The organism is Variovorax sp. GW822-FHT04E09, assembly GCF_058800845.1.
Window position 1 is genome coordinate 89250 of sequence record NZ_JBXAMR010000003.1, and the last position, 25581, is coordinate 114830.

Annotated in this window: 31 protein-coding genes; 24 read left to right on the top strand and 7 right to left on the bottom strand. The window is 69.5% G+C overall.

The window, feature by feature from the left end; all coding sequences use genetic code 11:
* Nucleotides 1-38 precede the first annotated feature (38 nt).
* From AC1RL8_RS12545 to AC1RL8_RS12555, 3 genes are all read right to left on the bottom strand, one after another.
* The gene (locus AC1RL8_RS12545; protein WP_492684435.1) at nucleotides 39-1085 is read right to left on the bottom strand and encodes a FecR domain-containing protein; all 1047 of its coding nucleotides are present in this window, start codon (nucleotides 1083-1085) and stop codon (nucleotides 39-41) included.
* 61 nt (nucleotides 1086-1146) lie between these two features.
* Complete coding sequence (locus tag AC1RL8_RS12550) at nucleotides 1147-1650, bottom strand: sigma-70 family RNA polymerase sigma factor (protein ID WP_070062515.1); 504 nt, start codon at nucleotides 1648-1650, stop codon at nucleotides 1147-1149.
* Nucleotides 1651-1763: 113 nt separating this feature from the next.
* Nucleotides 1764-2513, bottom strand: a complete 750-nt coding sequence (locus tag AC1RL8_RS12555; RefSeq protein WP_492684436.1) for an SDR family oxidoreductase — start codon at nucleotides 2511-2513, stop codon at nucleotides 1764-1766.
* 102 nt (nucleotides 2514-2615) lie between these two features.
* On the opposite strand from AC1RL8_RS12555, the gene AC1RL8_RS12560 reads away from it, so the two are divergent.
* On the top strand, nucleotides 2616-3521 hold the full coding sequence (locus AC1RL8_RS12560; RefSeq protein ID WP_492684437.1) for an AraC family transcriptional regulator: 906 nt from the start codon (nucleotides 2616-2618) through the stop codon (nucleotides 3519-3521).
* Between the two features lie 18 nt (nucleotides 3522-3539).
* Here the strand turns inward: AC1RL8_RS12560 and AC1RL8_RS12565 are convergent, their stop codons facing one another.
* Nucleotides 3540-5237 carry a long-chain fatty acid--CoA ligase gene (locus AC1RL8_RS12565; protein ID WP_492684438.1) on the bottom strand — a complete coding sequence of 566 codons (1698 nt, stop codon included), beginning with the start codon at nucleotides 5235-5237 and terminating at the stop codon, nucleotides 3540-3542.
* Between the two features lie 205 nt (nucleotides 5238-5442).
* On the opposite strand from AC1RL8_RS12565, the gene AC1RL8_RS12570 reads away from it, so the two are divergent.
* The 3 genes from AC1RL8_RS12570 (at nucleotide 5443) to AC1RL8_RS12580 (ending at nucleotide 7591) form a co-directional block, all read left to right on the top strand.
* Complete coding sequence (locus tag AC1RL8_RS12570) at nucleotides 5443-6003, top strand: CHRD domain-containing protein (RefSeq protein ID WP_492684439.1); 561 nt, start codon at nucleotides 5443-5445, stop codon at nucleotides 6001-6003.
* Between the two features lie 109 nt (nucleotides 6004-6112).
* Nucleotides 6113-6553: an OsmC family protein gene (locus tag AC1RL8_RS12575; protein ID WP_062475918.1), complete on the top strand. Its 441-nt coding sequence runs from the start codon at nucleotides 6113-6115 to the stop codon at nucleotides 6551-6553.
* 42 nt (nucleotides 6554-6595) lie between these two features.
* Entirely contained in the window at nucleotides 6596-7591 is a 996-nt protein-coding gene (locus AC1RL8_RS12580; protein WP_307696098.1) for a Bug family tripartite tricarboxylate transporter substrate binding protein, read from the top strand.
* A 13-nt stretch (nucleotides 7592-7604) separates the two neighbouring features.
* On the opposite strand, the gene AC1RL8_RS12585 is transcribed toward AC1RL8_RS12580, so the two are convergent.
* Nucleotides 7605-8333: a Crp/Fnr family transcriptional regulator gene (locus AC1RL8_RS12585; RefSeq protein ID WP_307696097.1), complete on the bottom strand. Its 729-nt coding sequence runs from the start codon at nucleotides 8331-8333 to the stop codon at nucleotides 7605-7607.
* A gap of 142 nt (nucleotides 8334-8475) precedes the next feature.
* On the opposite strand from AC1RL8_RS12585, the gene AC1RL8_RS12590 reads away from it, so the two are divergent.
* The 9 genes from AC1RL8_RS12590 to AC1RL8_RS12630 all read left to right on the top strand — a co-directional run bounded on the left by AC1RL8_RS12590 (nucleotide 8476) and on the right by AC1RL8_RS12630 (nucleotide 16004).
* The gene (locus AC1RL8_RS12590) at nucleotides 8476-8976 is read left to right on the top strand and encodes an ester cyclase (protein ID WP_492684440.1); all 501 of its coding nucleotides are present in this window, start codon (nucleotides 8476-8478) and stop codon (nucleotides 8974-8976) included.
* Nucleotides 8973-9746 (top strand): SDR family NAD(P)-dependent oxidoreductase, encoded by a 774-nt coding sequence (locus AC1RL8_RS12595; protein ID WP_492684441.1) that lies wholly within the window; start codon nucleotides 8973-8975, stop codon nucleotides 9744-9746. Before AC1RL8_RS12590 ends, AC1RL8_RS12595 begins: the two co-directional genes overlap by 4 nt.
* 43 nt (nucleotides 9747-9789) lie before the next feature.
* Entirely contained in the window at nucleotides 9790-10863 is a 1074-nt protein-coding gene (locus tag AC1RL8_RS12600; protein WP_492684442.1) for an MBL fold metallo-hydrolase, read from the top strand.
* 46 nt (nucleotides 10864-10909) lie between these two features.
* On the top strand, nucleotides 10910-12247 hold the full coding sequence (locus tag AC1RL8_RS12605) for an MFS transporter (protein WP_492684443.1): 1338 nt from the start codon (nucleotides 10910-10912) through the stop codon (nucleotides 12245-12247).
* An 88-nt stretch (nucleotides 12248-12335) separates the two neighbouring features.
* Entirely contained in the window at nucleotides 12336-13091 is a 756-nt protein-coding gene (locus AC1RL8_RS12610; protein WP_447746209.1) for a GntR family transcriptional regulator, read from the top strand.
* Complete coding sequence (locus AC1RL8_RS12615) at nucleotides 13088-13885, top strand: transporter substrate-binding domain-containing protein (RefSeq protein ID WP_492684444.1); 798 nt, start codon at nucleotides 13088-13090, stop codon at nucleotides 13883-13885. The genes AC1RL8_RS12610 and AC1RL8_RS12615 overlap by 4 nt, the downstream gene beginning before the upstream one ends.
* 15 nt (nucleotides 13886-13900) lie before the next feature.
* Nucleotides 13901-14563, top strand: coding sequence for an amino acid ABC transporter permease (locus AC1RL8_RS12620; RefSeq protein WP_062475944.1), 663 nt, complete (start codon nucleotides 13901-13903; stop codon nucleotides 14561-14563).
* 18 nt (nucleotides 14564-14581) lie between these two features.
* Nucleotides 14582-15235, top strand: a complete 654-nt coding sequence (locus AC1RL8_RS12625; protein ID WP_492684445.1) for an amino acid ABC transporter permease — start codon at nucleotides 14582-14584, stop codon at nucleotides 15233-15235.
* The gene (locus AC1RL8_RS12630) at nucleotides 15219-16004 is read left to right on the top strand and encodes an amino acid ABC transporter ATP-binding protein (protein WP_492684446.1); all 786 of its coding nucleotides are present in this window, start codon (nucleotides 15219-15221) and stop codon (nucleotides 16002-16004) included. The genes AC1RL8_RS12625 and AC1RL8_RS12630 overlap by 17 nt, the downstream gene beginning before the upstream one ends.
* 34 nt (nucleotides 16005-16038) lie before the next feature.
* Here AC1RL8_RS12630 and AC1RL8_RS12635 read toward each other — a convergent pair whose 3' ends face one another.
* Nucleotides 16039-16359: a LysR family transcriptional regulator gene (locus AC1RL8_RS12635; RefSeq protein ID WP_159275929.1), complete on the bottom strand. Its 321-nt coding sequence runs from the start codon at nucleotides 16357-16359 to the stop codon at nucleotides 16039-16041.
* A 408-nt stretch (nucleotides 16360-16767) separates the two neighbouring features.
* Nucleotides 16768-17313, bottom strand: coding sequence for an isopentenyl-diphosphate Delta-isomerase (gene idi / locus AC1RL8_RS12640; protein WP_492684447.1), 546 nt, complete (start codon nucleotides 17311-17313; stop codon nucleotides 16768-16770).
* Nucleotides 17314-17841: 528 nt separating this feature from the next.
* Between idi and AC1RL8_RS12645 the strand changes: the two genes are divergently transcribed.
* The 11 genes from AC1RL8_RS12645 (at nucleotide 17842) to AC1RL8_RS12695 (ending at nucleotide 25569) form a co-directional block, all read left to right on the top strand.
* Nucleotides 17842-18345 carry a P-loop nucleotide/nucleoside kinase family protein gene (locus AC1RL8_RS12645; protein ID WP_492684448.1) on the top strand — a complete coding sequence of 168 codons (504 nt, stop codon included), beginning with the start codon at nucleotides 17842-17844 and terminating at the stop codon, nucleotides 18343-18345.
* Between the two features lie 26 nt (nucleotides 18346-18371).
* On the top strand, nucleotides 18372-18860 hold the full coding sequence (locus AC1RL8_RS12650) for a GNAT family N-acetyltransferase (RefSeq protein ID WP_492684449.1): 489 nt from the start codon (nucleotides 18372-18374) through the stop codon (nucleotides 18858-18860).
* Between the two features lie 72 nt (nucleotides 18861-18932).
* Entirely contained in the window at nucleotides 18933-19514 is a 582-nt protein-coding gene (locus AC1RL8_RS12655) for a YceB family lipoprotein (RefSeq protein WP_062475964.1), read from the top strand.
* Complete coding sequence (locus tag AC1RL8_RS12660; protein ID WP_492684450.1) at nucleotides 19511-20518, top strand: glycerophosphodiester phosphodiesterase; 1008 nt, start codon at nucleotides 19511-19513, stop codon at nucleotides 20516-20518. Before AC1RL8_RS12655 ends, AC1RL8_RS12660 begins: the two co-directional genes overlap by 4 nt.
* The gene (locus tag AC1RL8_RS12665; RefSeq protein WP_447746234.1) at nucleotides 20515-20790 is read left to right on the top strand and encodes a hypothetical protein; all 276 of its coding nucleotides are present in this window, start codon (nucleotides 20515-20517) and stop codon (nucleotides 20788-20790) included. The genes AC1RL8_RS12660 and AC1RL8_RS12665 overlap by 4 nt, the downstream gene beginning before the upstream one ends.
* A gap of 40 nt (nucleotides 20791-20830) precedes the next feature.
* Nucleotides 20831-21241, top strand: a complete 411-nt coding sequence (locus AC1RL8_RS12670) for a hypothetical protein (RefSeq protein WP_492684451.1) — start codon at nucleotides 20831-20833, stop codon at nucleotides 21239-21241.
* A gap of 200 nt (nucleotides 21242-21441) precedes the next feature.
* A complete protein-coding gene (locus AC1RL8_RS12675; RefSeq protein ID WP_493196488.1) occupies nucleotides 21442-22818 on the top strand; it encodes a TolC family protein in 1377 nt (458 codons plus the stop codon).
* Nucleotide 22819: 1 nt separating this feature from the next.
* Nucleotides 22820-24208 carry a multicopper oxidase family protein gene (locus AC1RL8_RS12680; RefSeq protein ID WP_492684453.1) on the top strand — a complete coding sequence of 463 codons (1389 nt, stop codon included), beginning with the start codon at nucleotides 22820-22822 and terminating at the stop codon, nucleotides 24206-24208.
* A gap of 32 nt (nucleotides 24209-24240) precedes the next feature.
* A complete protein-coding gene (locus AC1RL8_RS12685; RefSeq protein WP_492684454.1) occupies nucleotides 24241-24759 on the top strand; it encodes a cupredoxin domain-containing protein in 519 nt (172 codons plus the stop codon).
* 21 nt (nucleotides 24760-24780) lie between these two features.
* Nucleotides 24781-25230, top strand: coding sequence for a DUF411 domain-containing protein (locus AC1RL8_RS12690; protein WP_070062493.1), 450 nt, complete (start codon nucleotides 24781-24783; stop codon nucleotides 25228-25230).
* A gap of 48 nt (nucleotides 25231-25278) precedes the next feature.
* Complete coding sequence (locus tag AC1RL8_RS12695; RefSeq protein ID WP_062475985.1) at nucleotides 25279-25569, top strand: copper-binding protein; 291 nt, start codon at nucleotides 25279-25281, stop codon at nucleotides 25567-25569.
* Nucleotides 25570-25581: the final 12 nt, after the last annotated feature.

The following is a 25581-nucleotide window of genomic DNA, read 5'->3' on the forward strand; positions in this document are numbered from 1 at the left end:
TTCTTCACCCTCCTTGCCAGCCGAAACGAAAAAAAGTCTCACCCCCGGATCGATATATTTTTCGAAGCGCCCGTCGCGCGCTCTTCGGGTGCCGCGCGCGGCACGAGCGTGACCCAGTAGCCGCGCAGGCGCGTGGCCGCATCCACCGGGTAGGTCGACACCAGCATGCGCAGCACGCCGTCGGTGTCGGCCAGCGGAAAAGCGCCCGAGACGCGCAGCTCGGCCACCGCCGCGTCGCACTGCAGCAGGCCGGGGCGGTAGCGCGACAGCTCGGCGGCGAAGTCGGCCAGCCGCATGCCGTCGGCCAGCAGCATGCCTTGGGTCCACGCCAGCACCGAGGCGTCCGCCGGGCGGAAGTCGTCGATGCCGTCGGCCGTGAAGCGGGCCTGCTGCCCCGCCGGCAGCACGCGCGCGGCGGCGCGCTCGGGCGTGATGCGCACCGCGCCTTCGAGCACGGCGATGTGGGTGACGCCGCCCGCCTCCTTGCGCACGCTGAAGCGCGTGCCCAGGGCCTCCAGCGTGCCGCCGGCGCTGGCCACGCGGAACGGGCGGTGCGCGGCGGCGGGGTCGGGCGCGGTGGCGATGAAGATCTCGCCCGCCTGCAGCACCACGCGGCGCTGCGTGCCGTCGAAGTGCACATCGATCGCGCTGGCGGTGTTGAGCGTGAGGCGGCTGCCGTCGGCCAGCCGCAGCTCGCGGCGCTCGCCGGTGGCGGTGCGGTGCCCGGCCATCCAGCCGCGTTCGTCCGCCATCTCGACCGCCTGCCAGCCGAGCCAGCCGGCGGGCACGGCCGCCAGCAGCACGGCCAGCCGGCCGAGGGTGGCGCGGCGGCTGTTCGCGTTGCCGCGCACGGGCCGCGCAAGCGAGGACATCGCCAGCGCCGGTGGCAGGCCGCCGAGCTTGTTCATCAGCTGCTCGGCGCGCGCCCAGGCGCGTGCGTGGTCGGGATCGCTCTGGCGCCAGTGCTCGCAGGCGCGGCGGTCTTCGTCGGTGACGGCGCTGTCGTGCAGCCGCATCAGCCATTCGGCGGCTTCGTCGAGCACGCGCGGGGCAAGTGCTGACGTTTCGAAATTCATGGCGCTCATCAGAATGCCTTCGTGCTTCGCACTTCGGCGCGCGCTTGCTTGGGGCGGCCCGGCGCGGCGCTCATGCCATCACCGCCAGGCAGCCCCGGAAGCCCTGCTGCATGTAGCGCTTGACCGTGACGAGCGACACGCCCAGCTCGCGCGCGATGTCCTCGTACTTCATGCCGTCGAGCTGCGACAGCAGGAAGGCGCGTCGTGCGAGCGGCTTGAGGGCGTCGAGCATGGCGTCGATCTCGTGCAGCGTCTGCAGGATCACCAGGCGCTGCTCGGGCGACGGCGCCTCGGGCTCGGGCATGACGGCCAGCGCCTCCAGGTAGGCCCGCTCCAGCGCCTGGCGCTGGTACCAGTTCACGAGGATGTTCTTGGCCACGCTCGTGAGGTAGGCGCGCGGCTGCACGATGACCTCGGGGTTGCGCGCCGTCAGCAGCCGCGCGAAGGTGTCCTGCGCCAGGTCGGCCGCGTCACACGAATTGCCGAGCTTCTTGCGCAGCCACGACTGCAGCCAGCCGTGGTGGTCGCTGTAGAGGGTGTGGACTTGCTGGAAGGCGGCTTCGGCAGCGGACATGGCGGGCGGCACGGCGGCGGGGGTTCCGCCTACAAATAAGAATTATTCTCATTTTAAGCAAAAAGGCCGCAGTACCGCCCTGCCCGTCCTGTCCGCACTGCGGACAGCGTGGCTCAGGCCGGCCGGGCCGCCGCGAGCGCCACCGCGTCCGCGCCCGCCGGATAGCGCAGCGTCGCATCCGAGTCGTTCGCGGCGCGCCAGACGGCCTCGGCCACGTCGGCCGCCGTGGTCACGGCCGTGGGGTTGCCCAGCGCCGCGAAGACGCCCTGCGCCAGCGGTGCGTAGTCCGGCGGGATCAGGCCCTGCATGCGCTGCGCCCCGTTCTCGGTGAACCGCGTGCCGGGCCCGTAACCCGGCTCGACGAGCTTCACGCGCACGTCGAACGCCGCCAGCTCGAAGGCGAGCGAGGCGGTGAAGCCCTCGATGGCGGTCTTGCTCGCGGTGTACGCGGCCACCAGCGGCATCGGCGCGAGCGTGACGGTCGAGGTGACGTTGACCAGCACCCCCGAGCGCCGCGCCCGGAACTGCGGCAGCACGGCCTGCGCCATGGCCATCATGCCGAAGGTGTTGGCCTCGAACACCTCGCGCACGGTGGCCATGGGCGTGGCCTCGAAGGCGCCGAAGAGACCGACGCCCGCGTTGTTCACGAGCACGTCGATCGGGCCCGCGTTCTCGATGGCGGCGGCGATGCTGTCGGGCTGCGTCACGTCGAGCGGCAGCACGCGCAGGTTCGGCGCGTCGGGAAAGAGGTCGTCGCGCGGCGTGCGCATGGTGGCGACGACGCGCCAGCCCTGGGCGTGGAAGTGACGCGCGGTGGCCAGGCCGTAGCCGGAGGAGCAGCCTGTGATCAGTGCGGTTTTCAATGGGGTTCCTTGGTGGTGGGTGATGAAGAGCCCCAACGATAGGGACGACCAACCGGACTTGCTACCATCGAACGTCGCCATTTCTTTTGCAGGAGTCCAGCCATGGCCGATCCCCTGGCCGAGGTCATCGCGCTGCTTCACCCGCGCGCCGTGTATTCCAAGGTGATCGCGGGCGCCGGCGCCTGGGCCGTGCGCTACACGGCCTTCGGCCAACCCAGCTTCTGCACCATGCTCGAGGGCGAGTGCGTCCTGGCGGTCGACGGCCAGCCGCCGCTGGCGCTGGCCGCCGGCGACTTCCTGCTGATGCCGGCCACGCCCGGCTTCACGCTGTCGGGGCGCACGCCGGCACCGCCGGTGTTCCTCGATTCGCATGAACAGGCGGCGCGCGAGGACGCACACGGCGAGGTCCGCCACGGCGACCGGAACGGCCCGCCCGACGTGCGCATGCTCGGCGGCTACTTCGCCTTCGATTCGCCGGATGCCGCCCTGATGGTGTCGCTGCTGCCTTCGGTGCTGCACATGCGCGGCGTCGCGCGGCTGTCGCTGCTGGTGCAGCTCGTGCGCGAAGAGTCCATGGCGCAGCGGCCGGGGCGCGACCTCGTGCTCCGGCGGCTGGTCGAGGTGCTGCTGATCGAGGCGCTGCGCTCGGCGCCCGGCGAAGGCGCGCCGCCGGGGCTGCTGCGCGCGCTGGCGGACAGCCGGCTGGCCGCCGCCGTGCGGCACATGCACGCGGACCCCGCGCGTTCATGGACGGTGGAAGAACTCGCTGGCAAGGCCGCGCTCTCGCGCTCGGCCTTCTTCGAGCGCTTCTCGCGCGCCGTGGGCGTGCCGCCGATGGAATACCTGCTGGCGTGGCGCATGGCGCTCGCCAAGGACCTGCTGCGCCGCGGCGGCTACGCGCCGGCGGAGGTGGCCGCGCGCGTCGGCTACAGCTCGGCCAGCACCTTCAGCACGGCGTTCAGCCGCCATGTGGGCCAGGCGCCGGGGCGCTACGCGCGCCAGCCCTAGCAAAGACAAAGACGGAGATCAGGCCGCCGTGCCTTCCTTCTCCTGCAGCAGGCGCCACATCACCTTCCCACTCCCGCTCTTCGGCAGCGCATCCACAAACTCCACCTTGCGCGGAATCTTGTAGACCGCCATGTTCTCGCGGCACCAGTCGATGATCTGCTGCTCGGTCGTGTCCTTGTGCGTGGCGCGCAGCACCACCACGGCCTTGACCGATTCGCCGCGGTAGTCGTCCTTGGTCGAGATGACGCAGGCCTCCTGGATCGCGGGGTGGCGGAACATCAGCAGCTCGACCTCGGCCGGCCACACCTTGAAGCCGCTCGCGTTGATCATGCGTTTGAGGCGGTCGGTGATGAAGAAGTAGCCCTCCTCGTCCATGCGGCCCATGTCGCCCGAGCGGAAGAAGCGCTTGCCCTCGAACTCGACGAAGGCGGACTTGGTGGCGTCGGGGCGCTTCCAGTAGCCCTGGAACACCTCGGGGCCGTGGATGATGATCTCGCCCGATTCGCCGATGGGCATCTCCTGCAATGTGTCCGGGTCGACCACGCGCGCGTCGGTGCTCATGAACGGAATGCCCAGGCACTGCTGCTTGGGGTGGTCCGAGGGGTTGGTGTGCGAGGGCGCGGCGGTCTCGGTGAGGCCGTAGCCCTCCTGGTACTTCAGGCCGTACTGCTCGAACAGGCGCTGCGCCACGGCCTGCGGCATGGCGGCGCCGCCGCCGCCGATGTGGGTCATGCTCGTGAGGTCGTAGCTCGCGAAGTTGGGGCTGGCCATGAGGTCGATGACCATGGTGGGGATGTTGGTCCAGCTCGTGACCTTCCAGCGCGAGATGAGCCGGCCCGCCACGTCACGGTCCCAGCGCGGCATGATGACCAGCGTGGCCGCCGCGAGGATCGAGGTGTGCATCATGCTCACCACGCCGGTGATGTGGAACATCGGCACCACGGCCAGCACCACCGCCTCGGACGTGGCCTGGCCCCAGAGCTGGCCGGCCATGGCGTTGTGCATGAGGCTCGAATGGTGGTGCACGCAACCCTTGGGCAGGCCGGTGGTGCCGCTGGTGTAGGGCAGCAGCGCCATGTCGTTGGCGCCCACCACGTGCGCGGGCGCCGGGTGGCCGGCCGCGAGCGCGTCGGTCCAGGCCATGACCTGGCCGTCGGCCAGCGCGGGCAGCGGGTGGCGCGTGCCGAGCCAGTCGGCCCAGGCCGGCGCGGGGGCGTCGTCGCCGGTCACGTTCGCATCGAAGGCGTCGGTGAACTGGCTCACGATGAGGTGCGACAGGCGCTGCTCGGGCGGCAGTGCGTCGCTGGCCTTGGCCAGCTCGGCGGCGAGGTCACCGGTGGTGATCGCCACCTTGGCGTCGGGGTCGACGATGTAGTGCTTGAGCTCTTCGGCCCGGTTCATCGGGTTGACCGGCACCACGACGGCATTGGCGCGCAGGATGGCGAAATGCGCGATCACCAGCTGCGGGCAGTTCTGCATGTTCAGCACCACGCGGTCGCCGCGCTGCACGCCCAGCGCATGCAGCGTGCCGGCCAGCCGCTCGACCTGGTCGGCCACTTCGCGGTAGCTCAGCACGCGGCCGAAGAAGACCAGCGCGGCCTTGTCGGGGTAGCGCGCCGCCGAGGTGGCCAGGTTGTGCCACAGCGAGGTCGCGGGGACGGTGATCGAATGCGGGAGGCGCTTGGGCCAGAACTTGTAATGCGGGCGTGGTTGCATGGTCTGTGAACAGGCGGAGGAGGAAGGTGAGGGGAAAGAAAGCGGTGCGACAAAGGCGCAATGCGCCAGCCTAAGCCGCCCCGGCCGCCGCTCCCATCGGGGAAGCCCCCGGGGCGTCACCTTGGCGACGCCCATTCTTCGTACGTCGGGTAGGCACAGCGCATCGGCTATCGTGCGGGCTCCGCTTCACCTGTGCCTGCCTGCCATGCCCGATCCCGCCCGCCCCACCTTGCGCCGACGCATCGCCCTCTTCGGTGCCGCACTGGCCGCCCTGGCCGCGGCGGGCTGCTCGCGGGTCCCCCGGTTCGGCATGTCGGCCCCCGCGACGGACTCGCCGTCCAAGGAACCGCCGACATGGTTCGTGGCCGACTGCTGGCTCGGGACCGAGGACGTGGTCCCGCCGCACAAGGGCAAGGCCGGCGGCTCGGCGGCCGGCACGCTGACGCTGGCCACCGGGGTGTTCGAATGGCGCGTGAACGCCGCGCGCCTGAGCGGGCCAGCGACGGTCGTCGGCTTCTACGGCCCCGCCGCCAAGGGCAGCAACGGCCCGCTGGCGATCCAGCTGCCGCTGCTCAGCGAGGGGGAGCCGCGCAACGACGGCACCGGCGCCGGCTACGAGCGGACCGGCACGAGCCGGCTGACGCCCGCGCAGATGGCCGACCTGATGGCCGGCCTCTGGTATGTCAGCGTGTCGACCCAGGCCTGGCCGGGCGGCGAAGTCCGGGGCCAGCTCAAGCGCAGCACCTGGGGCGTGCACGGCGGCTGACGTCGGCCCCCGATGCGATGCGCCCTGCGACTACAGACAGGCGCGGATTTCGGAGCGATACCTGCGGTTCTCCCTCCGATCCACCCTCCACCTGACTGAAGGAATGTCCATGGCAGCAGACAAGCACGCAAGCGTTCACTGGGAAGGCGCCGGCAAGACCGGCAAAGGCCTGGTCAGCACCGAGACCGGCGCCCTGAAAGACTACCCCTACGGCTTCGCCAGCCGCTTCGAAGACGACCGGCGCGGCACCAACCCCGAGGAAATCGTCGGCGCAGCCCATGCGGCCTGCCTGACGATGGCCTTCGCCTTCGCGCTGGAAGCGGCGGGCCTGACCGCGACGCGCATCGACACCAAGGCCGCCGTGCGGCTGGCCAAGGACGGCGCCGGCTTCAAGATCGACCGCATCCAGCTCGAACTGGACGCGGCCGTGCCGAACCTCGACGAAGCGAAGTTCCAGGAAATCGCCGCCGCCGCGAAGGCCGGCTGCCCGCTGTCGAAGGCGCTGGCGAGCGTGCCCGAGATCACGCTGAAGGCCACGCTGGCGAGCTGACCGCGCTGCTTATGATCGTCTCCACAAAAAAGGAGACGGATCATGAGCAAGCCCACCCGGACCGCATCGGCGGTCCTTTCTTTCGCGCTCGGCACGTTCGGCGCATTTGGCGCGTTAGGCACCACGGCGGCCCTGGCCGCCTACCCCGACAAGCCGATCAAGGTCGTCATCGGCTTTCCGGCCGGCGGCCCGCTCGACCAGCACGCGCGCCTTTTGACCGACAAGCTGCAGGCCGTGCTCGGCCAGCCGCTGATCGTCGACTACAAGCCCGGCGCGGGCGGCTCGGTCGGTGCCGACTTCGTCGCCAAGAGCCCGGCCGACGGCTACACGCTGGTGCTGGCCAACACCGGGGTGGCGGTGATCAACGGCGCGCTCTACAGCAAGCTGCCCTACAACACGCAGCGCGACTTCGTGCCGATCGCGCGCACCGCGATGCAGCCACTCGCGCTGCTGGTCACACCCAAGCTGCCGGTGCAGAACCTCAAGCAGTTCATCGACTACGCCAAGGCGCGGCCGGGCCAGGTCAACTACGGCTCGGCAGGCAACGGCGGCATCAGCCACCTCGTGCCCGAGATGTTCAAGACCGCGACCGGCCTCTTCATGGTGCACATCCCCTACCGCGGCAGCGCGCCGGCCTTCACCGACCTGATGGGCGGGCAGGTGCAGTTCATGGCCGAATCGATTCCGCAGGCCGCCAACTATCACAAGCAGGGCAAGGTGCGCGCGCTGGCCGTGACCAGCCGCGAGCGCAACCCCGCGCTGCCCGACGTGCCGACCGTCATCGAGTCGGGCGTCAAGGGCTTCGAGGTGGTGGGCTTCTACGGTTTCCTGGCACCGAAGGACACGCCCAAGGACGTGGTCGCCAAGCTCAGCGATGCGTTCAGGCAGGTGCTGACCAGCCCCGAGGTGCGCGAGCGCATGGTGAGCCAGGGCGCGGACCCGGCCTACCTGGGCAGCGAGGACTTCGCACGCTTCCTCGCGACGGAAACGCCGCGCTGGGACAAGGCGGTGAAGGCCTCGGGCGCGCGGATGGACTGAACCCCGGCGAGGTTCAGCGCGGCGTGGCCGCGTGCCGCTCCAGCTGCGCGCGGTCGAGCAGTTCGATGCTGCGGTAGCGCACGCGCAGCGTGCCGTCTTCCTCCCAGAGCTTGAGCTGGCGGTTCACGCTCTGGCGCGACACGCCGAGCATGAACGACAGGTCTTCCTGCGACACGCCCAGCAGCGTGCCGCCCCCTTCCTCCGTCGGCGCCACCGCGCGCGCATCCAGCGTGAGCAGCCGGTGCGCCAGCCGCACGGGCAGCGGCATCAGGATCACGTCGTCGATCCAGGCCAGCGCCTGGCGCAGCCGCAGGCACACGAGCCGGGTGAAGGCCATGTGCACGTCGGGATGGTCGGCCACCAGCCGGTGGAAGTCGGCCGCGGCGACCACGGCCATCTCGGTGGTGTCGACGGCGCAGGTGTCGTAGACGCGCTCGCGCCCCACCAGCAGCGAGACCTCGCCGAACCAGTGGCCCGGCTCGAGCATCGCGATCACCGCCTCGCGCCCGCCCGGCGCGACCACGCTCACGCGCAACGAGCCGCTGACCACGCCGAACAGCGCGTCGGGCGACGAACCCTTGTGGAACAGCGATTCGCCGCGCACCAGCGTGCGCCGGTGGGCCACCGCGAGCAGGCGCTGCTGCACGTCGTCGGCCAGCCGCATGTCGCTGTTGTGCACGGGCGAAGGCTGCGCGTCCGGCTCAGCGGGGCTGGCGCTGGAAGAAGGGGAAGAGCGTGGCATCGCGGGTTTGTCCGGGGCCTCGATTGCCAACACCGGACAGTCTGGCTTCGAGGGGCTGTCGATAGTACGCAGGCCACCCGGGTCGACGCATTCGCGGCAACCCGATGTCCCCTGTCACCCCTGTCGCATGGAGCACACCCCGATGACCACACTAACCGACCTGCAAGCCCGCCGCGAGCGCCTCGTGCTCGACCATTTCGCCGACGAGACCCGCCAGGACTTCGACGCGGTGCTCGGCACCTTCCCGCACCCGCACTACGAACTGATTCCCAGCGGCGAGGTGCACGACGGCATCGCCGACGTGCGCCAGTACTACACCGACACGCGCCGCGCCTTCCCCGACCAGCGCCACGAGATCATCCAGCTGCGCCATGCCGACGATTCGGTGATCGTGGAGTTCTGGCTGCTCGGCACGCACCGCGGCCCGCTCAAGGGCCTGCCGCCGACAGGCAACAGCTTTCGCTGCCGCATGAACGCCTTCTTCATCTTCGAGGGCGACCGGCTGGTGTGCGAGCGCGTGTACTTCGACACGCTGACGATGCTGCGCCAGCTGCTCGTGGGCGTGCCCCCGGAGATGGTGGGCGGGCTGGTCGCCGGCCTGCTCGGCCAAACCGCCCCGCAACCTGAGGCTGCCACGGCATGACCGACACGCTCGCCCGGCCGCTCGAAGGGCGCCACGCGATCGTGACCGGCGGCGCGCGCGGCATCGGTCTGGCCATCGCGCGGCGCTGCCTCGCGAACGGCGCGAGCGTCGCGCTGTGGGATGTCGAGGCCGCAACGCTGGCGGAGGCGGCGGCGCAACTAGCGCCGCTGGGCACCGTGGTCACATCGTTGGTCGACGTGCGCGATGAAGACCAGATCGCCCGCGCGACTTCGCAGTCGCAGGAGCGCTTCGGCCGCATCGACATCCTCGTCAACAACGCGGGCGTGCTGGGGCCGACGGTGCCCGCATGGGAGCACACGCCTGCGCAATGGCGTCACGTGCTCGACATCAACCTCACGGGCGCCTGGCTGTGCTGCCGCGCCCTCGCGCCGCTGATGCTGGCGCAGCGGCGCGGGCGCATCGTCAACATCGCCTCGGTCGCGGGCAAGGAAGGCAACGGCTTCAACGCTGCCTACTCGGCCTCGAAGGCCGGGCTCATCGCGCTGACCAAGTCGCTCGGCAAGGAGCTGGCCTCGTCGGGCGTGCTGGTGAACTGCATCACGCCGTCGGCGGCCGACACCGCCGTCTTCGCGGACGTGCCCGCCGAGCACCGCGAACAGCTGCGCACCGCCCTGCTCTCGCGCGTGCCGATGGGGCGCTTTGTCGACGTCGACGAGGTGGCGGCGATGGCGGCATGGCTGGCGTCGGACGAGTGCTCGTTCAGCACCGGGGCGGTGTTCGATATCTCCGGAGGGCGCTCGATGTACTGAGCGACGAACCAGGCAGCCCACGCATCCAGACACAGGAGACCCCATGACCCGAGACCCCGACCCCACCGGCTTCGCGCAGATCACCGAGCTCGACGGCACGCGCCACGCTGCCATGCCGCAAGACCGCCTGCGCGCCATCCGCCATGGTGCCGAAGCCCTGCGCGAGCGGCTGCTCGACGCACCGCCCGTGCACTTCGCGCGCAGCTTCAACCTGCTGCGCATTCCGTACCCCGCGTGGTTCGCCTTCACCGGCGTGTACTCGCAGCAGCTGCTCAAGCCGCACATGGTGCATCTGCTGGCGCGCACCGTGCTCGTCCAGTACGACGACTTCGAAGGCCGGCTGCGCACGCTGCTCTTCACGCCGGCCGACTTCGAAGCCGGCAACGAGACGCCCTACTTCAAGCGCCTGAGCGACCAGACGCCCAAGTTCCTGCACAAGGCCATCGCGCCGGTCTACCAGACCGTGCTGCAGGCGCTCGCCGGCTGCGGCGTGGCGCCCGAACAGATCGACCACATCACCTACGACCACCTGCACACGCAGGACGTGCGCCGCTGGCTCGGCAACGCGGGTGCGCCGGGCCTGCTGCCAAACGCGACGCTGCTGGTGCACCGCCAGGAGCTCGCGAACGTGCAGGGCCTGCTGCCGGTGCAGGCCGAGTGGTACTGCCCGCACGGCCTGGACGGGGTGCCGGCCGAGCGCATCGTCGCCTTCGATGGCAGCCTGCAGCTCGGGCCCGGCGTCGCGCTGGTGCACACGCCCGGGCACACCGAAGGCAACCACTCGCTGGTGTACCGCACGGGCGACGGCCTGCGCGTGAGCAGCGAGAACGGCGTGTCGGCCGACAGCTGGGCGCCGCTGCAGTCGCGCCACAACGGCATCCGCCGCTATGCGCAGGCCACGGGCGCCGAGGTGATCCTCAACGGCAACACGCAGGAAAGCAGCAACGACCAGTACCTGTCGATGGTGCTCGAGAAGACGCTCGCGGGCACCTCGGCGCTGCATGGGTTCAGCAACGTCGTGCCGTCGGCCGAGTGCTCGCCGCACTGGCTGTTTCCGGGCGCGCCCACGAGCCACCTGTGGGGCGAAACCAGCTTCGGCGCGCTTGTGCGGGCCTGACCCGCGAACACGCGCACAACAGCAAGAAAGAGAAGGAGACACACCGATGAACACCGCCACCCTCGATGCCGCCGCCGGCGCGCACGCACCGGCCTCGGCCGATGCGCGCGACGATGCCGCGCTCTTTCGCAAGATCACCTGGCGCCTGATGCCGCTGCTGTGCGCCTGCTACGTGCTGAACTACCTGGACCGCACCAACGTCGGCTACGCGCAGCTGCAGATGAAGGACCAGCTGGGCTTCAGCGACGCGGTGTTCGGCCTGGGCGCCGGCATCTTCTTTCTCGGCTACGCGGTGTTCGAGATCCCGAGCAACCTGATGCTCGCGAAGATCGGCGTGCGCGCCACGCTGCTGCGCATCATGGGCCTGTGGGGCCTGGCCTCGGCGGCGATGATGTTCGCCACCACGCCCACGCAGTTCTACGTGCTGCGCTTTCTCATCGGCGTGTTCGAGGCCGGCTTCGCGCCGGGCGTGCTGTTCTACCTGACGCTGTGGTTCCCCTCGCGCCGCCGCGCGCAGGCCACCGCGCTCTTCTTCATGGCCTTCGGCGCGGCGCCCATCGTCGCGGGGCCGATCGCCGGGCTCACGATGACCTACCTGGACGGCGTGCTGGCGCTGCGCGGCTGGCAGTGGCTCTTCCTGCTCGAAGGGCTGCCGAGCGTGCTGCTGGGCGTCATCGCCTTTCGCGCGCTGTCGAACAGCCCGGCGCAGGCGCCGTGGCTCTCGGCGACCGAGAAGCAGCGCGTGGCCCACCTACTGGCCGAGGACCAGGCCGCGCACGGCGCCGCCGGGCGCCACACCTTCGGCGCGGCGATGCGCGACGGGCGCGTGTGGCTGATCGGCTTCATGTCCTTCCTGATCATCCTGGGCATCTATGCGCTGTCGTTCTGGCAACCGACGATCCTGAAGTCGATGGGGCTCAGCGTGCTGCAGATCGGCTTCTATTCGGTGATTCCCGCCGTGGCCGGCATCGCGGCCAACATCGTCGTGGGGCGCCACTCCGACCGGCACCAGGAGCGCCGCTGGCACTTCGCGCTGGGCGCGCTCGCGGGCGCGGCCGGGCTGGCGCTGACCACGCTCTTCATGCACAGCCCCGTGGCCGCCGTGCTGTGCCTGGCGCTGGCGTCGATGGGCATCTCGAGCGCCTTCACCGTGCTGTGGGCGATTCCCGGCAGCTTCATGTCCAGGAGCGCGGCGGCGGCGGGCATTGCGCTCATCAGCACCATCGGCGGCAGCGCGGGGCTGGTGGCGCCGATGATGGTGGGCGCGCTCAAGACGCTCACGGGCGGCTTCACGGCCAGCCTGTATGTGCTGAGCGGCGCGCTGGTGCTGTCGGCGCTGCTCATGCTGCTGGCCCTGCCCCGCAGCGCGCTCGGCCAGCGGTAGCGCGCACCGCCGGCGCACCGCGGCCGGCCCATTTCGGTGCACACGGCTTGCATACCAGTTGGCACGGAAGCTGCTGATATGCAGGCATATGGCCATCTCCGCATCCGAAATCAGTGCACGCATCGTCGAAGCGGTGATGGCGCAGAAGCTCGCGCCCGGCGCGCGCCTGGGCGAGCAGCCGCTGGCGATGCTGTTCGACTGCAGCCGCACCATCGTGCGCGAGGCGCTCACGCGGCTGGCCGCGCGCGGCATCGTCACGGTGAGCGCGCGGCGCGGCTGGTTCGTCATCGAGCCCTCGCAGGACGAGGCGCGCGAGGCCTTCGAGGCGCGGCGCGTGATCGAGCTCGGCCTCATCCGCAGTACCGACAAGATCGACAAGGCCGCCCTGCGCCAGTTGAAGGCGCACCTGCAGCGTGAAAAGGCCGCACTGAAAGAGAGCGACGTCGGCCACCGCAGCTTCCTGCTGGGCGACTTCCATGTGTGCCTGGCCGAGTGCCTGGGCAACACGCTGCTGGCCGACACGCTGCGCGACTTCACCGCGCGCACCACGCTGATCGCCATGCTCTACCAGAGCACGCACGACGCCGTGCAGTCGTGCGAAGACCACGTGCAGATCGTCGCGGCGCTGGAGCGCGGCGACCACGCCGCCGCCGAGGCGCTGATGGCCGAACACATCGGCACGGTGCAGTCGGCGCTGCGCGTGCAGGCGCCCGCCGACCCGCTCGCGCAGCTGCGCGATGCGCTGGCACCGCTGAACAACACCCCCACGCCGAAGCGCCGCCGCAAGGCCGCGCCCGCCGACGACGCCACCGATTCATCGACCTACCTAGGAGCCCTGCTATGACCTCTTTCGCCTCCCGCCGTCTTGCCCTCGCGCTGGCCAGCATCGCCCTGCTGGCCGCCACCGGCGCCGCCCAGGCGCAGAACGCGCTCGACAACGTGCTCAAGGCCAAGACCATCAAGATCGCCGTGCCCACCGACTACCCGCCGTACGGCTCGGTCGACCGCAACATGCAGCCGCAGGGCCTGGACGTGGAGATGGCGCAGCTCGTCGCCGCCAAGCTCGGCGTGAAGGTCGAGCTGGTGCCGGTGACCAGCGCCAACCGCATTCCCTACCTGCAGACGCGCAAGGCCGACCTCGTGATCTCCACGCTCGGCAAGAACGTCGAGCGCGAGAAGGTGATCGACTTCAGCGCGGCCTACGCGCCCTTCTTCCAGGCCGTGTATGCGGCCAAGAGCATGAAGCTCACGAGCTTTGCCGACATGGCCGGCAAGACCGTCGCCGTGACGCGCGGCGCCATGGAAGACCAGGAACTGAACAAGGTGGCGCCGCCGAACGTCGACTACCGCCGCTTCGAGGACAACAACGCGACGATCGCCGCCTTCGTGGCCGGCCAGACGCAGACCCTCGCCACCAGCGCGGCGGTGGCCGGCGACATGCTCGCCAAGAACCCGAAGGTGAGTGCCGAGTACAAGCTGCTGCTGAAAGACAGCCCCTGCTTCATCGGCATCGCCAAGGGCGAGACCGCATTGAAGACGCGGGTCAACGAGATCATTGCCGCCGCCAAGAAGGACGGCACGCTCGACGCGATGTCCAAGAAGTGGCTCGGCAAGGCGGCCGGCGACCTGCCGGTCTGATCGAAGGGCGCGGCCATGGGCATTGAATTCGACTTCGGCGCGGTGCTTGCCGAGTGGCCACTGCTGCTGCGCGGCGTGGCGTGGACGCTGGGCCTCACGGCCGTGGGCACCGTGCTCGGGCTGGCCGTGGGCACGCTGTGCGCGTGGGCCCGTTCGGGCGGGCCGGCGTGGCTGCGCGCGCTCGTGGGCGCGTACGTGGAGCTGATCCGCAACACGCCCTTCATCGTGCAGCTGTTCTTCATCTTCTTCGGGCTGCCGGCCGCGGGCGTGAAGCTCTCGCCGGAGGTGGCCTCGGTGATCGCGATGGTGATGAACCTGGGCGCGTACTCCACCGAGATCATCCGCGCCGGCATCGAGGCCACGCCCAAGGGGCAGATCGAGGCCGCCGTGAGCCTGGCGCTCAGCAAGGCGCAGGTGTTCCTGCGCGTGGTGCTGCCGCCGGCGCTCAAGAAGGTGTGGCCCGCGATGGTGAGCCAGATCGTCATCGTGATGCTGGGCTCGGCGGTGTGCGGGCAGATCTCGACCGAGGAGCTGAGCTATGCGGCCAACCTGATCCAGAGCCGCAACTTCCGCGCCTTCGAATCCTTCATCGTCGCCACGCTCATCTACCTGGCGCTGGCCGTGGCGCTGCGCCGCCTGCTCCAGTGGGCGGGGCCGCGCTTCTTCTTCGGCCGCTGAACGCGAGGCCCTTTCACCATGGTCGATTTTTCTCTGTGGGACATCCTGCGCAACCTGCTGATGGCGCTGCGCTGGACCGTCGTGCTCTCGCTCATCGCCTTCGTCGGCGGCGGGTTCGTGGGCGGGCTGCTGCTGTTCGCGCGGCTGCGCGGCGGCAAGGCGGCACAGCGGGCCGTGGGCCTGTACGTGCAGCTGTTCCAGGGCACGCCGCTGCTGATGCAGCTGTTTCTCGCCTACTTCGGCATCGCGCTGTTCGGCATCGACGTGTCGGCGTGGACCGCCGCGAGCGTGGCGCTCACGCTGTACACCAGCGCCTTTCTCACCGAGATCTGGCGCGGCTGCGTGGCCTCGATCCCCAAGGGCCAGTGGGAGGCCTCGGGCAGCCTGGCGCTGAGCTTCGGCGAGCAGATGCGCCATGTGATCCTGCCGCAGGCCGTGAAGATCGCCATCGCGCCGACGGTCGGTTTCCTGGTGCAGGTGATCAAGGGCACGGCGCTGGCGTCTGTGATCGGCTTTGTCGAACTCACCAAGGCCGGCAGCATGATTTCGAACGCCACCTTCCAGCCCTTCGTGGTGTTCAGCTGCGTGGCCCTGCTTTACTTCGTGCTGTGCTTCCCCGTGAGCCTGTACGCCAAGACCCTCGAGAGGAAGACCCATGGCCGCCGCGCTTGAACCCCAAACACAACCCGAAGCCGCACCGTTCGCGGCGCCCATCGTGCGCATCACGGCGCTGCGCAAGTCCTACGGCACGAACGAGGTGCTCAAGGGCATCGACCTGGACGTGAAGCGCGGCGAGGTGATCGCCATCATCGGCAAGAGCGGCTCGGGCAAGAGCACGCTCCTGCGCTGCATCAACGGGCTCGAGGTGTTCCAGGAAGGTGCGCTCACGGTCGACGGCAAGCCGCTCCTGCATGAGAGCGCGATGGCCATGCGCACGCTGCGCCAGCGCGTGGGCATGATCTTCCAGGGCTTCAACCTGTTCCCGCATCTCACGGTCGGCAAGAACGTGATGCTCGCGCCCACGCTGGTGAAGAAGCGATCGTCGATGGAAGCCGCTTCACAGGCGCGCAAGCTGCTCGAACGCGTGGGCCTGGCCGAGAAGTTCGATGCGATGCCCGAGCAGCTGTCGGGCGGCCAGCAGCAGCGCGTGGCCATTGCGCGCGCGCTCGCGATGGAACCGGCGGTGCTGCTGTGCGACGAGATCACCTCGGCGCTCGACCCCGAGCTGGTGGGCGAGGTGCTGCGCGTGGTGGAGTCGCTGGCCGACGAAGGCATGACGCTTTTGATGGTCACGCACGAGATGAGCTTTGCGCGCAAGGTCAGCGACCGCGTGATCTTCATGCACCAGGGCCGCGTGCACGAGATGGGCCCGCCGGCGGAGCTGTTCGGCGCGCCGCAAACGCCGGAGCTGAAGCAGTTCCTGTCGTCGCTGCACGACTGACCGCGCGCGGCGGCAGCAGCGGCAGCGGCCGCCGCTACAGGTGCTGCGATTCGTCGATGCCCAGCCGCAGCCCCGCGGCCAGCGGCGGTACCAGCCGCCCGCCGCGCCGCTCGACCTCTTCGCCCGCCTTCAGCAGCTGCTGCACCTGCTGGAAGAGTTCGTCGCCGGCCGCGGTCAGCTGCACGCCCTGCTGGCTGCGCGCGAACAGCGCGTGCCCAAGGATGCCTTCGAGCTCCCTCACGCGGGCCGTGATGGCCGGTTGGCTGACAAAGAGGTGGCGGGCCGCCGCGTTGACGGAGCCCAATGTCGCGGCCCAGTGAAAGGCCTCCAGTTGCCGGAAGGTGATGCGCAACACCGCAGCCCCTTTCAGCCGGGGGCTGTCGTGGACGTGCAGGGGTACACCGCGGCCTGTTCGCTCTTCTGCTTCATGTCTGCCTTCTTTCAAAGCAATTCAATCGCATCGAATGGCGAGAAGGCCACGCAACGGGGAATTCTAATTGCGTGAATTCCCATGACCACGGACGCAAACCACGGATCCAATCCAATTCAACAGAGGTGATTCCTTCTCATCAAATCCTTGAATTAACCGACTCCCAGGCTTGTAAGGCATCGCCGGGAGTGAATTGAGAATTTAGTGCAATTGCAGTTCCTGTTAAAGAGAAATTTTTTGATATAGAACTTTGGCGTTAGGTGCAATTCGACCGAAAGCCACGGAAATCGGTGGGCCTTGCGGGCTTGGCCGGGGCCGCGCGCCAATGCGCCGTCAATGCGTCGCCAATGCGCGCTCCCGCCAGGCCCCCAGGCCTTCCGGCCCGAAGCGCTCGGCGATGCGGTGCAGCCAGATGGTGAAGTGCGCCGGGGCCCGCGCCAGTTCGCGGTGCAGGTCGGGCAAGGCCAGCCATCGCCACTCGCGCACCTCGCCGGGGTCGGGTTGCGGCAGGTCGTGCGCGATGCCGACGAACACGTGGTCGTACTCGTGCTCGACCAGCTCCGCGGACACCGACTCCCGGTAGAGAAAGGCCGTCACCGGCTGCAGCGCGCACCGCAGGCCCAGCTCTTCGTGCAGCCGCCGCACGGCGGCCGCGCCGGTGTCCTCGCCGGGGCGCGGATGCCCGCAGCAGCTGTTGCTCCACAGGCCGGGCGAGTGGTACTTGCCCAGCGCGCGCTGCTGCAGCAGCACCCGGCCTTGCGTGTCGAACAGGAAGATCGAGAACGCCCGGTGCAGGATGCCCTCGCGGTGGGCACTCATCTTCTCGACCGCGTGCAGCGGCCGGTCTTCGGCGTCGACGGCGATCAGGAATTCGTCCATGAGCTGCTCCAGAAGTGAGGGCCCGGAGCCTCGCGGCCCTGCGATTTCCGTGGCCTGTCGGCTTCGAAAAAAACCGGTTCGCTTCTTTAGCACGTATTTTTTGCCAGACCGCAATAAGAAATTCAAATTAGTTCGAACTGATTACATCGACTAAGAATATAAAAAATGGAATAAACACAAATAATTACACAGATAACAAAAATATCGAATCCGATTAACAAATGAGCCCAAATCGCCCCACAGGTATTTCTTGCGCATTTCGAACCGTGGTTCCTGGTTCGCCCCTCGCGGCCCGGTCAACGGCGCGCCATCGGCAACGCGTGATCGCCGGCGCTTTCCCGCGCGCCCCGGGCCGGGTTAACCTCGCCCTCCATGGCCCGCCTTCGCACCGCATCGATCATTCGCCCGCTCTCGCGAGAGCGGGTGAGCTAGCGCACGGTTCGAAACCACGCCATGCAACCCGCCCCAGGAGGCGGGTTTTTCTTGTCCGTCTCCCGAGGTCTGTTCCCCCCACCCGCAGGAGACCGAATGACATCGACACCCCCCACATCTCCCCCGCCCGTGCTGCACATGGTCTGCGGCAAGATCGGCGCCGGAAAGTCCACGCTGACCCGGCGCCTGGCGCAGGCGCCCGCCACCGTGTGCATCAGCGAGGACACCTGGCTCGCCGCGCTCTACCCCGGTGAAATCCACGCACTGCCCGACTACGTGCGCGCCGCGGGCCGGCTCAAGCAGGCGATGGGCGAGCACGTCTGCGCGCTGCTGGGCGCCGGCGTGTCGGTGGTGCTCGACTTTCCGGCCAACACGGTGAGCCACCGCGCTTGGGCGCGCGGCCTCTTCGAGCAGGCCGGTGCGGCGCACCAGCTGCACTTTCTCGATGTGCCGGACGAGGTCTGCAAGGCGCGGCTGCGGGCGCGCAACGCGGCGGGCGAGCACCCCTTCGAAACCTCCGACGCGCAGTTCGACCTGATCACCCGCCACTTCGTGCCGCCCACGGCCGAGGAAGGGTTCCACGTGATCCGGCACGCCTGACACCGGTGCCGGTAAGCTGCGCGCCGATGCACATCGAACCCGCCCTTTCCACCGAAGCGCCCGCCGTCGCGGCCGTGTTGACCGAAGCCGCGCAATGGCTCGCCGAGGGCGGACGCCCGCTCTGGAGCGCCGCCGACACCGGCATCGAACGCATCCAGCGCGACACCGACGCCGGCCGCTACGTGGTGGCCAAGGAGAACGGCGACTGGGCCGGCGTGATGCGCCTCGATCTGGAAGACCCGTCGTTCTGGCCCGAGATCGCGCCCGGCAGCGCGCTGTTCGTGCACAAGCTGGCCGTGCGCCGCGCCTGGGCCGGCCGGGGCGTGTCGCGCGCGCTGCTGGGCCATGCACGCGACCACGCCCGCGCGCTCGGGCGCCCCTGGTTGCGGCTGGACTGCGTGGCCGACCGCACCGCGCTGCGCACGCTGTACGAAGGCTTCGGCTTCGCGCTGCACAGCTGCATCGACTTGCGCGGCGGGACGTTTGCGCGCTACGAACTGCGCGTGAACGGCTGAACCTCCGACACGCCGGCGCGCCCTTGCGCCGCTGGCGGGAACCTCGTCGCCTGTGGCAAGCTCGCAAGCTCCATGACCGACCGAATCCCGCCCTCTCATTTCCGCCGTCGGGTGCTGCGCGCGCTGCTGGGCGCCGCCGCCCTGCCCGCGCCGTTCGCGGCGCTGGCCGGCTTCAACTTCTTCACCAACGAATACACCGCCACGCGCGAGGAGCTGCAGTCGCAGATCGCCAAGCGCTTTCCGGTGGCCGAGCGCTATGCCGAGATCTTCATGGTCGGGCTGCGCGACCCGCAGCTGGGCCTGGACGGGCGCGCCAACCGCGCGGCCATCACGGCCACGCTGACCATCGCCAGCCCGCTGCTGGCGGCTTCGCCGGTGCAGGGCGTGGTGTCGGTGAGCAGCGCGCTGCGCTACGACGCGGCGGCGCGCGCGCTGCGGCTCGATCAGCCCAAGGCCGAGCGCCTCGAGCTGCAGGGCGTGGAAGGCCGCGACGCCGAGCGCCTGCAGAAGGTCGGCGCGGTGGTCGCGCAGGAACTGCTGCAGGGCCAGATCCTGCGCAGCTTCACGGCCGACGAGCTCACGGTGGGGCGCAAGACCTACGAGGTGGGCGACATCACGGTGCAAGACAACGGCATCAAAGTGCAACTCAAATGAAACAACGTGCCGTCCTTCTTGTCCTGATCGCCGCTGCGCTCGTCGGCGCCGGCTGCGCCGCCATCGCCCCGAAGGCGAAACAGCATTTCGACCTGCAAGCCCACCGCGGCGGACGCGGCCTGGCGCCCGAGAACACGCTGGCCGCGTTCTCGAACGCGATGGACCTGGGCGTGACCACACTCGAACTCGACATCGGGCTCACGGCCGACGGCGTGGTGGTGGTGTCGCACGACACGGCGCTCAACGCCGACCACACGCGCGACGCGCGCGGCGCCTGGCTCACGGCCAAGCCCGCCCCTTCCGTGCGCTCGCTCACGCTGGCGCAGCTACAGACCTACGACGTGGGCCGCCTCAACCCCGAGAGCAACTACGGCAAGCAGTTCGCGCTGCAACAACCGCGCGACGGCGAGCGCATTCCCACGCTGGCCGCGCTGTTCGCGCAGGTGCAGGCGCGCGGCGCTGATGCCGCGCGGGTGCACTTCAACATCGAGACCAAGATCGACCCGACCAAGCCCGACGAGACCGCCGCGCCCGAGCCCATGGTGCGCGCGCTGCTGGCCGAGATCGACAAGGCGAAGGTGGGCGAGCGCGTGACCATCCAGAGCTTCGACTGGCGCACGCTCGCGCTGGTCGGCCAGCTCGCGCCGCAGCTGTCGCGCGCCTACCTCACCACGCCCCGCACGCTGAAGGACAGCCGCTGGACCGCCGGCCTCGACCCCGCGAGCTTCGCCTCGGTGCCGCAGCTGGTGAAGGCCGCGGCCGGTGCCTCGACCGGGCCGGTGATCTGGTCGCCGGCGCATGCCGACCTGGGCGCCCCCGCCATCCGCGAAGCGCAGAAGCTCGGCATGAAGGTCGTGCCCTGGACCGTGAACCAGCGCGCCGACATGGTGCGGCTCATGGACGCGGGCGCCGATGGCCTGATCACCGACTACCCCGACGTGCTGCGCGACCTGATGCGCGAACGCGGGCTGGCACTGCCACCACCAGCGAAGGCCACCTCATGAGCACCGTGACGCAACTCGACACCATCGCCTCGGGCATCGCCGCGCTGCAAGGCGGTGGCGGCTCCGTCACCACGCTCTCCACGGCCGCGCGCGCCAGCACCGAGCTGCTCGGCGCCCTGCCGCCGCGCTACGGCGAGGTGCTGCTGAACCTGCTGGACCGCCTCGAATCGAGCGCGCTCTTCAGCGAGGAAAGCTGCTCCTTCAGCCAGAAAGACCTGCTCGACAACCTGCAGGTGTGGGTCGACAAGGCCCGCGGCCAACTGGTGTCTTGAGGCGCCGGCGCCCCGCCCCGGTTTATCATCGCGCCCAACCATGCGCACCCTGCTGCTCGCCCTCATGATCGCCCTGCTGCCCATCCGCGGCTGGCTCGGCGACGCCATGGCGGTCGAGATGGTGCGGCATTCGCTGCCCGCCGCCGAGACGGTGGTGGCCGCAGCCACCGGCATCGCCGAATCGCACTGCCATGACGCCACCATGGAGGCCGACACCGGCCACGACATGGCGGCCATGCACGGCAGCAGCGGCGATTCGCAGCAGTCCCACGGCACCGACCACGCGAACTGCGGCACCTGTGTCGCCTGCCAGGTCTGCCACACGGTGGCACTCGGCGGCATGCCGCTGGTCGACACCCCGCATGCGGCGCCCCAGGCGCCACCGGCCGCGCACGCGGCCCGCTTTGCCAGCGCCGAGCCCGTCCTGGGCTTCAAGCCGCCCATTTCCTGATCTTCCTGCCCGTAGTCCGTCCGCAGTGAGCCTTTGCCGGCTCGCAGCGTTCGCCGTATTGCCCATGGAGATCGCTCGTGAATTCCCTTGCTCGCCGGCCGTATGCCGGCATCCCCTGCTATCGAACAGATAGCCCGCCCCCCGGGCGAAAAAGTCATCTTTCACTTCTACGAACCGCCGCTGCGCTGGCCGCTGCGCTGGTGCTCGCCGGCTGCGCCAGCCTGTCGCCCGACGGCGGCGCCGGCGACGTGCAGGCGCTGGTCGATGGCAACCCGCTCATGGCGGGCGCCACGGCGCAGCGCAAGCCGGACGACGCCTCGCAGCAAAGCGTCGACGCGCTGCTCGCCAAGCCGCTGGACGCCGAAGCCGCCGTGCGCATCGCGCTCGTCAACAGCCCGCGCGTGCAGGACGCCTTTGCCACGCTGCAACTGAGCGACGCCGACCGCGTGCAGGCCGCGAGCCTGCCGAACCCGGTGCTGTCTTTCAGCCGCCTGGCGCAAGGCAGCGAGCGCGAGTTCGAGCGCATGCTGACTTTCAACGTGGTGGGCCTGCTCACGCTGCCGTGGCAGGCGCGCTGGGCCGGCCAGCGGCACGAGGCCGCCAAGCTGCAGGCGGCGCAAAGCGTGCTGCTGCTGGCCGCCGACACCCGCCGCGCCTGGGTCCGCGCCGTGGCCGCGCAGCAGAGCGTGAGCTACCTGCGCGACGCGAAGGACGCCACCGAGGCCGGCGCCGAACTGGCGCACCGCATGGCCAAAGTCGGCAACTGGAGCGCGCTGCAGCGCACGCGCGAACAGCTGCTGCTGGCCGACGCGTCCGCGCAGCTCGCACGCGCCGAGCAGGCGGCCGTGGCGAGCCGCGAACAGCTCACGCGCCTGCTGGGCCTGAGCGGCACGCGCACCGGCTACACCCTGCCCGACCGCCTGCCGCCGCTGCCGAAGGCCGCGCCCGAGCTCGGCGACGTGCAGGCCCTGGCGCTGCGCGACCGGCTCGACGTGCGCTCGGCGCAGGCGCAGAACACGGCCGTGGCCGGCTCGCTCGGCCTCACGCACGCCACCCGCATGATCAATGCGATGGAACTGGGCGTGGTGCGCAACACCACCTTCGAGAACGACGCCGATCGCTCGAAATCGACCACGCGCGGCTTCGAGCTCGAGCTGCCGATTCCGATCTTCGACTGGGGCCAGGCCCGCAGCGGCCGCGCCGAGGCGCAGTACCTGCAGTCGGCCGCGCGCGTGCGCGACGTGGGCGTGCTCGCCGCCAGCGAGGCGCGCGAAGCCTGGCAGGGCTGGAACACCGCCTACGCCCTGGCGCGCCGCTACCGCGACGAGGTGCTGCCGCTGCGCAAGCAGGTCAACGAGGAGATGGTGCTGCGCTACAACGGCATGCTCGCCAGCGTGTGGGAGCTGCTCGGCGAAACGCGCGCCAGCATGCTCGCCGTGAACGCCGGCATGGAGGCCCAGCGCGATTTCTGGCTGGCCGACACCGACCTTCAACTGGTGCTCACGGGCAGTTCGCCCGGCGGCATGACGGCCCTGCAGACCGCGGCCACCAACGAACCAGCGGCGGGAGGCCACTGACATGAACCGTCGCAACTTCTTTGCGGGCGCCGCCACGGCCGTGGCCGCCACCACCGTGAGCCGCGTGAGCATGGCTGCACTGCCCGAGCCGGTGACGCGGGCCTCGACCGCCACCGCGCCACCGCTGGTGCCGCCCAACGGCCGGCCCTACAACCCCGTCGTCACGCTCAACGGCTGGACGCTGCCCTGGCGCATGAACGCCGGCGTCAAGGAATTCCACCTCGTCGCCGAACCCGTGGTGCGCGAGATGGCGCCCGGCTTCAAGGTCAACATGTGGGGCTACAACGGCCAGTCGCCGGGCCCGACCATCGAGGTGGTCGAGGGCGACCGCGTGCGCATCTTCGTGACCAACAAGCTGCCCGAGCACACCACCGTGCACTGGCACGGCCAGCGCCTGCCCAACGGCATGGACGGCGTGGGCGGCATCACGCAGCCGCACATTCCGCCGGGCAAGACCTTCGTCTACGAGTTCACGGCGCGCCGCCCCGGCACCTTCATGTACCACCCGCACGCCGACGAGATGGTGCAGATGGCGATGGGGATGATGGGCTTCTGGGTCACGCACCCGAAGGCGGAGCATCCGCTGATCGAGAAGGTCGATCGCGACTTCTGCTTCCTGCTCGGCAGCTTCGACGTGGAACCCGGCAGCGCCACGCCCAAGGTCAACACCATGACCGACTTCAACATCTGGAGCTTCAACAGCCGCGTGTTCCCGGCCATCGACACGCTCAACGTGCGCCGTGGCGACCGCGTGCGCATCCGCGCGGGCAACCTCACGATGACCAACCACCCGATCCACATCCACGGCCACGAGTTCGAGGTCACGGGCACCGACGGCGGTCCCGTGCCGCGCACCGCGCGCTGGCCCGAGGTGTCGGTCGACGTGGCGGTGGGCCAGATGCGGCAGATGGAGTTCATTGCCGACGAGGAAGGCGACTGGGCGCTGCACTGCCACAAGGCGCACCACACGATGGGCCCGATGGGCCACGACGTGCCGACCATGATCGGCTTGGACCACAAGGGCGTGGCCGAGAAGATCAAGAAGCTCGTGCCCGACTACATGGTGATGGGCGACAAGGGCATGGCCGACATGGGCGAGATGGAAATGCCCATTCCCGAGAACACCGTGCCCATGATGACCGGCACCGGCCCCTTCGGCTCGGCCGAGATGGGCGGCATGTTCACGCTGCTGAAGGTGCGGCGCGACCAGAAGCCGGGCGACTACCGCGACCCGGGCTGGTTCAAGCACCCGGCCGGCACGGTCGCGCGCGAGGTGTCGGCCAGCGGTGCGCCCGTGGCGCCGCGCAAGACGGGCACCGCACCCGCGAGCCCCGACAGCGGCAGCGCCACCGTACGCAAGCCCTCGGGCCATGGGGCCCACAACCATTGATCGCATCGATCCAACTTTTTGAGATTCCATTCATGAACACCCGTTTCTCACCCCTCGTCGCCGGCATCGCACTGGCTGCCGTCACCACGTTCGCCACAGCCCACGAAAGCCACGCACCCAAGGCCGGCACCGCAGCCGCATCGCTCGCACCCGAGCAGAAAGCCTGGGGCATCGCCGGCAAGGCCAGCGCCGTGAAGCGCACCATCGACATCGCGATGGCGGACGACATGACCTTCACGCCCTCGGTCCTCGAAGTGCGCGAAGGCGACACCATTCGCCTGCGGCTGAAGAACCGCGGCAAGGACCTGCACGAGCTCGTGCTTGGCACCACCGCCGTCATCGAGGACCATGCCGCCATGATGAAGAAGCACCCCGGCATGGAGCACGACGAGCCCTGGATGGCGCATGTGCAGCCGGGCAAGACCGGCGAACTGATCTGGACCTTCAACCGCGCCGGCGACTTCGACTTTGCCTGCCTCGTGAAGGACCACTACGAACTCGGCATGGCCGGCCGCGTTCGCGTGCGGGCCGCAGCCGTGCCCGCACGATGACCCACTGAAAGGAACCCCACCATGCAACGACGAACCCTCCTGAAACTCGCCGCCGCCACCGCGTCCCTGCCGCTCGCCGCGCAGGCCGCCGCGCCGATGGTCGAGATCTGGAAAGACCCGAACTGCGGCTGCTGCCAGGACTGGGTCAAGCACCTCAACAAGAACGGCTTTGCCACGCGCGTGCACGACGAGGGCAACGGCCCCGCGCGCGAGCGGCTCGGCATTCCAGTCAAGCTGGGTTCGTGCCACACCGGCCGCGTCGGCGGCTACGCCATCGAAGGCCACGTGCCGGCGCGCGAGATGCAGCGCCTGCTGAAGGAAAAGCCCAAGGCCATCGGCCTGGCCGTGCCCGGCATGCCGATCGGCTCGCCCGGCATGGACGGCCCGGCCTACGGCGACCAGCGCGACGCCTACGACGTGCTGCTGGTGCTGGCCGACGGCAGCACGCGCGTCTTCCAGAGCTACCGCTGAGCCCCTCTTCACCCTTCATCCCATCCAAACAAGGAAGGAACCCCGACCATGAAAAAAGTCCTCACCGCCCTCTCCACCCTCGTGCTCGCCGCCGCGGCGTTCGCGCAGGCCGCACTGCCCCAGGTCGACGGCGAAGTCCGCAAGGTCGACACCGACGCCAAGAAGATCACCCTGCGCCACGGCGACATCCCGAACCTCGAGATGACCGGCATGACCATGGTGTTCCGCGTGAGCGACCCGGCGCTGCTCGCCAAGGTGAAGGCCGGCGACAAGGTGAAGTTCACCGTCGACAAGGTCGACGGCGCACTCACCGTGTTGTCGATCACGCCGGCGAACTGAGAAGGTGTGAAC

What these genes read in the sequence shown, in the direction of transcription:
- AC1RL8_RS12545 (WP_492684435.1), bottom strand. Translation starts at nt 1,085, where the DNA reads ATGAGCGCCATGAATTTCGAAACGTCAGCACTTGCCCCGCGCGTGCTC.
- AC1RL8_RS12550 (WP_070062515.1), bottom strand. Translation starts at nt 1,650, where the DNA reads ATGTCCGCTGCCGAAGCCGCCTTCCAGCAAGTCCACACCCTCTACAGC.
- AC1RL8_RS12560 (WP_492684437.1), top strand. Translation starts at nt 2,616, where the DNA reads ATGGCCGATCCCCTGGCCGAGGTCATCGCGCTGCTTCACCCGCGCGCC.
- AC1RL8_RS12565 (WP_492684438.1), bottom strand. Translation starts at nt 5,237, where the DNA reads ATGCAACCACGCCCGCATTACAAGTTCTGGCCCAAGCGCCTCCCGCAT.
- AC1RL8_RS12570 (WP_492684439.1), top strand. Translation starts at nt 5,443, where the DNA reads ATGCCCGATCCCGCCCGCCCCACCTTGCGCCGACGCATCGCCCTCTTC.
- AC1RL8_RS12575 (WP_062475918.1), top strand. Translation starts at nt 6,113, where the DNA reads ATGGCAGCAGACAAGCACGCAAGCGTTCACTGGGAAGGCGCCGGCAAG.
- AC1RL8_RS12580 (WP_307696098.1), top strand. Translation starts at nt 6,596, where the DNA reads ATGAGCAAGCCCACCCGGACCGCATCGGCGGTCCTTTCTTTCGCGCTC.
- AC1RL8_RS12585 (WP_307696097.1), bottom strand. Translation starts at nt 8,333, where the DNA reads ATGCCACGCTCTTCCCCTTCTTCCAGCGCCAGCCCCGCTGAGCCGGAC.
- AC1RL8_RS12590 (WP_492684440.1), top strand. Translation starts at nt 8,476, where the DNA reads ATGACCACACTAACCGACCTGCAAGCCCGCCGCGAGCGCCTCGTGCTC.
- AC1RL8_RS12595 (WP_492684441.1), top strand. Translation starts at nt 8,973, where the DNA reads ATGACCGACACGCTCGCCCGGCCGCTCGAAGGGCGCCACGCGATCGTG.
- AC1RL8_RS12600 (WP_492684442.1), top strand. Translation starts at nt 9,790, where the DNA reads ATGACCCGAGACCCCGACCCCACCGGCTTCGCGCAGATCACCGAGCTC.
- AC1RL8_RS12605 (WP_492684443.1), top strand. Translation starts at nt 10,910, where the DNA reads ATGAACACCGCCACCCTCGATGCCGCCGCCGGCGCGCACGCACCGGCC.
- AC1RL8_RS12610 (WP_447746209.1), top strand. Translation starts at nt 12,336, where the DNA reads ATGGCCATCTCCGCATCCGAAATCAGTGCACGCATCGTCGAAGCGGTG.
- AC1RL8_RS12615 (WP_492684444.1), top strand. Translation starts at nt 13,088, where the DNA reads ATGACCTCTTTCGCCTCCCGCCGTCTTGCCCTCGCGCTGGCCAGCATC.
- AC1RL8_RS12620 (WP_062475944.1), top strand. Translation starts at nt 13,901, where the DNA reads ATGGGCATTGAATTCGACTTCGGCGCGGTGCTTGCCGAGTGGCCACTG.
- AC1RL8_RS12625 (WP_492684445.1), top strand. Translation starts at nt 14,582, where the DNA reads ATGGTCGATTTTTCTCTGTGGGACATCCTGCGCAACCTGCTGATGGCG.
- AC1RL8_RS12630 (WP_492684446.1), top strand. Translation starts at nt 15,219, where the DNA reads ATGGCCGCCGCGCTTGAACCCCAAACACAACCCGAAGCCGCACCGTTC.
- idi (WP_492684447.1), bottom strand. Translation starts at nt 17,313, where the DNA reads ATGGACGAATTCCTGATCGCCGTCGACGCCGAAGACCGGCCGCTGCAC.
- AC1RL8_RS12645 (WP_492684448.1), top strand. Translation starts at nt 17,842, where the DNA reads ATGACATCGACACCCCCCACATCTCCCCCGCCCGTGCTGCACATGGTC.
- AC1RL8_RS12650 (WP_492684449.1), top strand. Translation starts at nt 18,372, where the DNA reads ATGCACATCGAACCCGCCCTTTCCACCGAAGCGCCCGCCGTCGCGGCC.
- AC1RL8_RS12655 (WP_062475964.1), top strand. Translation starts at nt 18,933, where the DNA reads ATGACCGACCGAATCCCGCCCTCTCATTTCCGCCGTCGGGTGCTGCGC.
- AC1RL8_RS12660 (WP_492684450.1), top strand. Translation starts at nt 19,511, where the DNA reads ATGAAACAACGTGCCGTCCTTCTTGTCCTGATCGCCGCTGCGCTCGTC.
- AC1RL8_RS12665 (WP_447746234.1), top strand. Translation starts at nt 20,515, where the DNA reads ATGAGCACCGTGACGCAACTCGACACCATCGCCTCGGGCATCGCCGCG.
- AC1RL8_RS12670 (WP_492684451.1), top strand. Translation starts at nt 20,831, where the DNA reads ATGCGCACCCTGCTGCTCGCCCTCATGATCGCCCTGCTGCCCATCCGC.
- AC1RL8_RS12680 (WP_492684453.1), top strand. Translation starts at nt 22,820, where the DNA reads ATGAACCGTCGCAACTTCTTTGCGGGCGCCGCCACGGCCGTGGCCGCC.
- AC1RL8_RS12685 (WP_492684454.1), top strand. Translation starts at nt 24,241, where the DNA reads ATGAACACCCGTTTCTCACCCCTCGTCGCCGGCATCGCACTGGCTGCC.
- AC1RL8_RS12690 (WP_070062493.1), top strand. Translation starts at nt 24,781, where the DNA reads ATGCAACGACGAACCCTCCTGAAACTCGCCGCCGCCACCGCGTCCCTG.
- AC1RL8_RS12695 (WP_062475985.1), top strand. Translation starts at nt 25,279, where the DNA reads ATGAAAAAAGTCCTCACCGCCCTCTCCACCCTCGTGCTCGCCGCCGCG.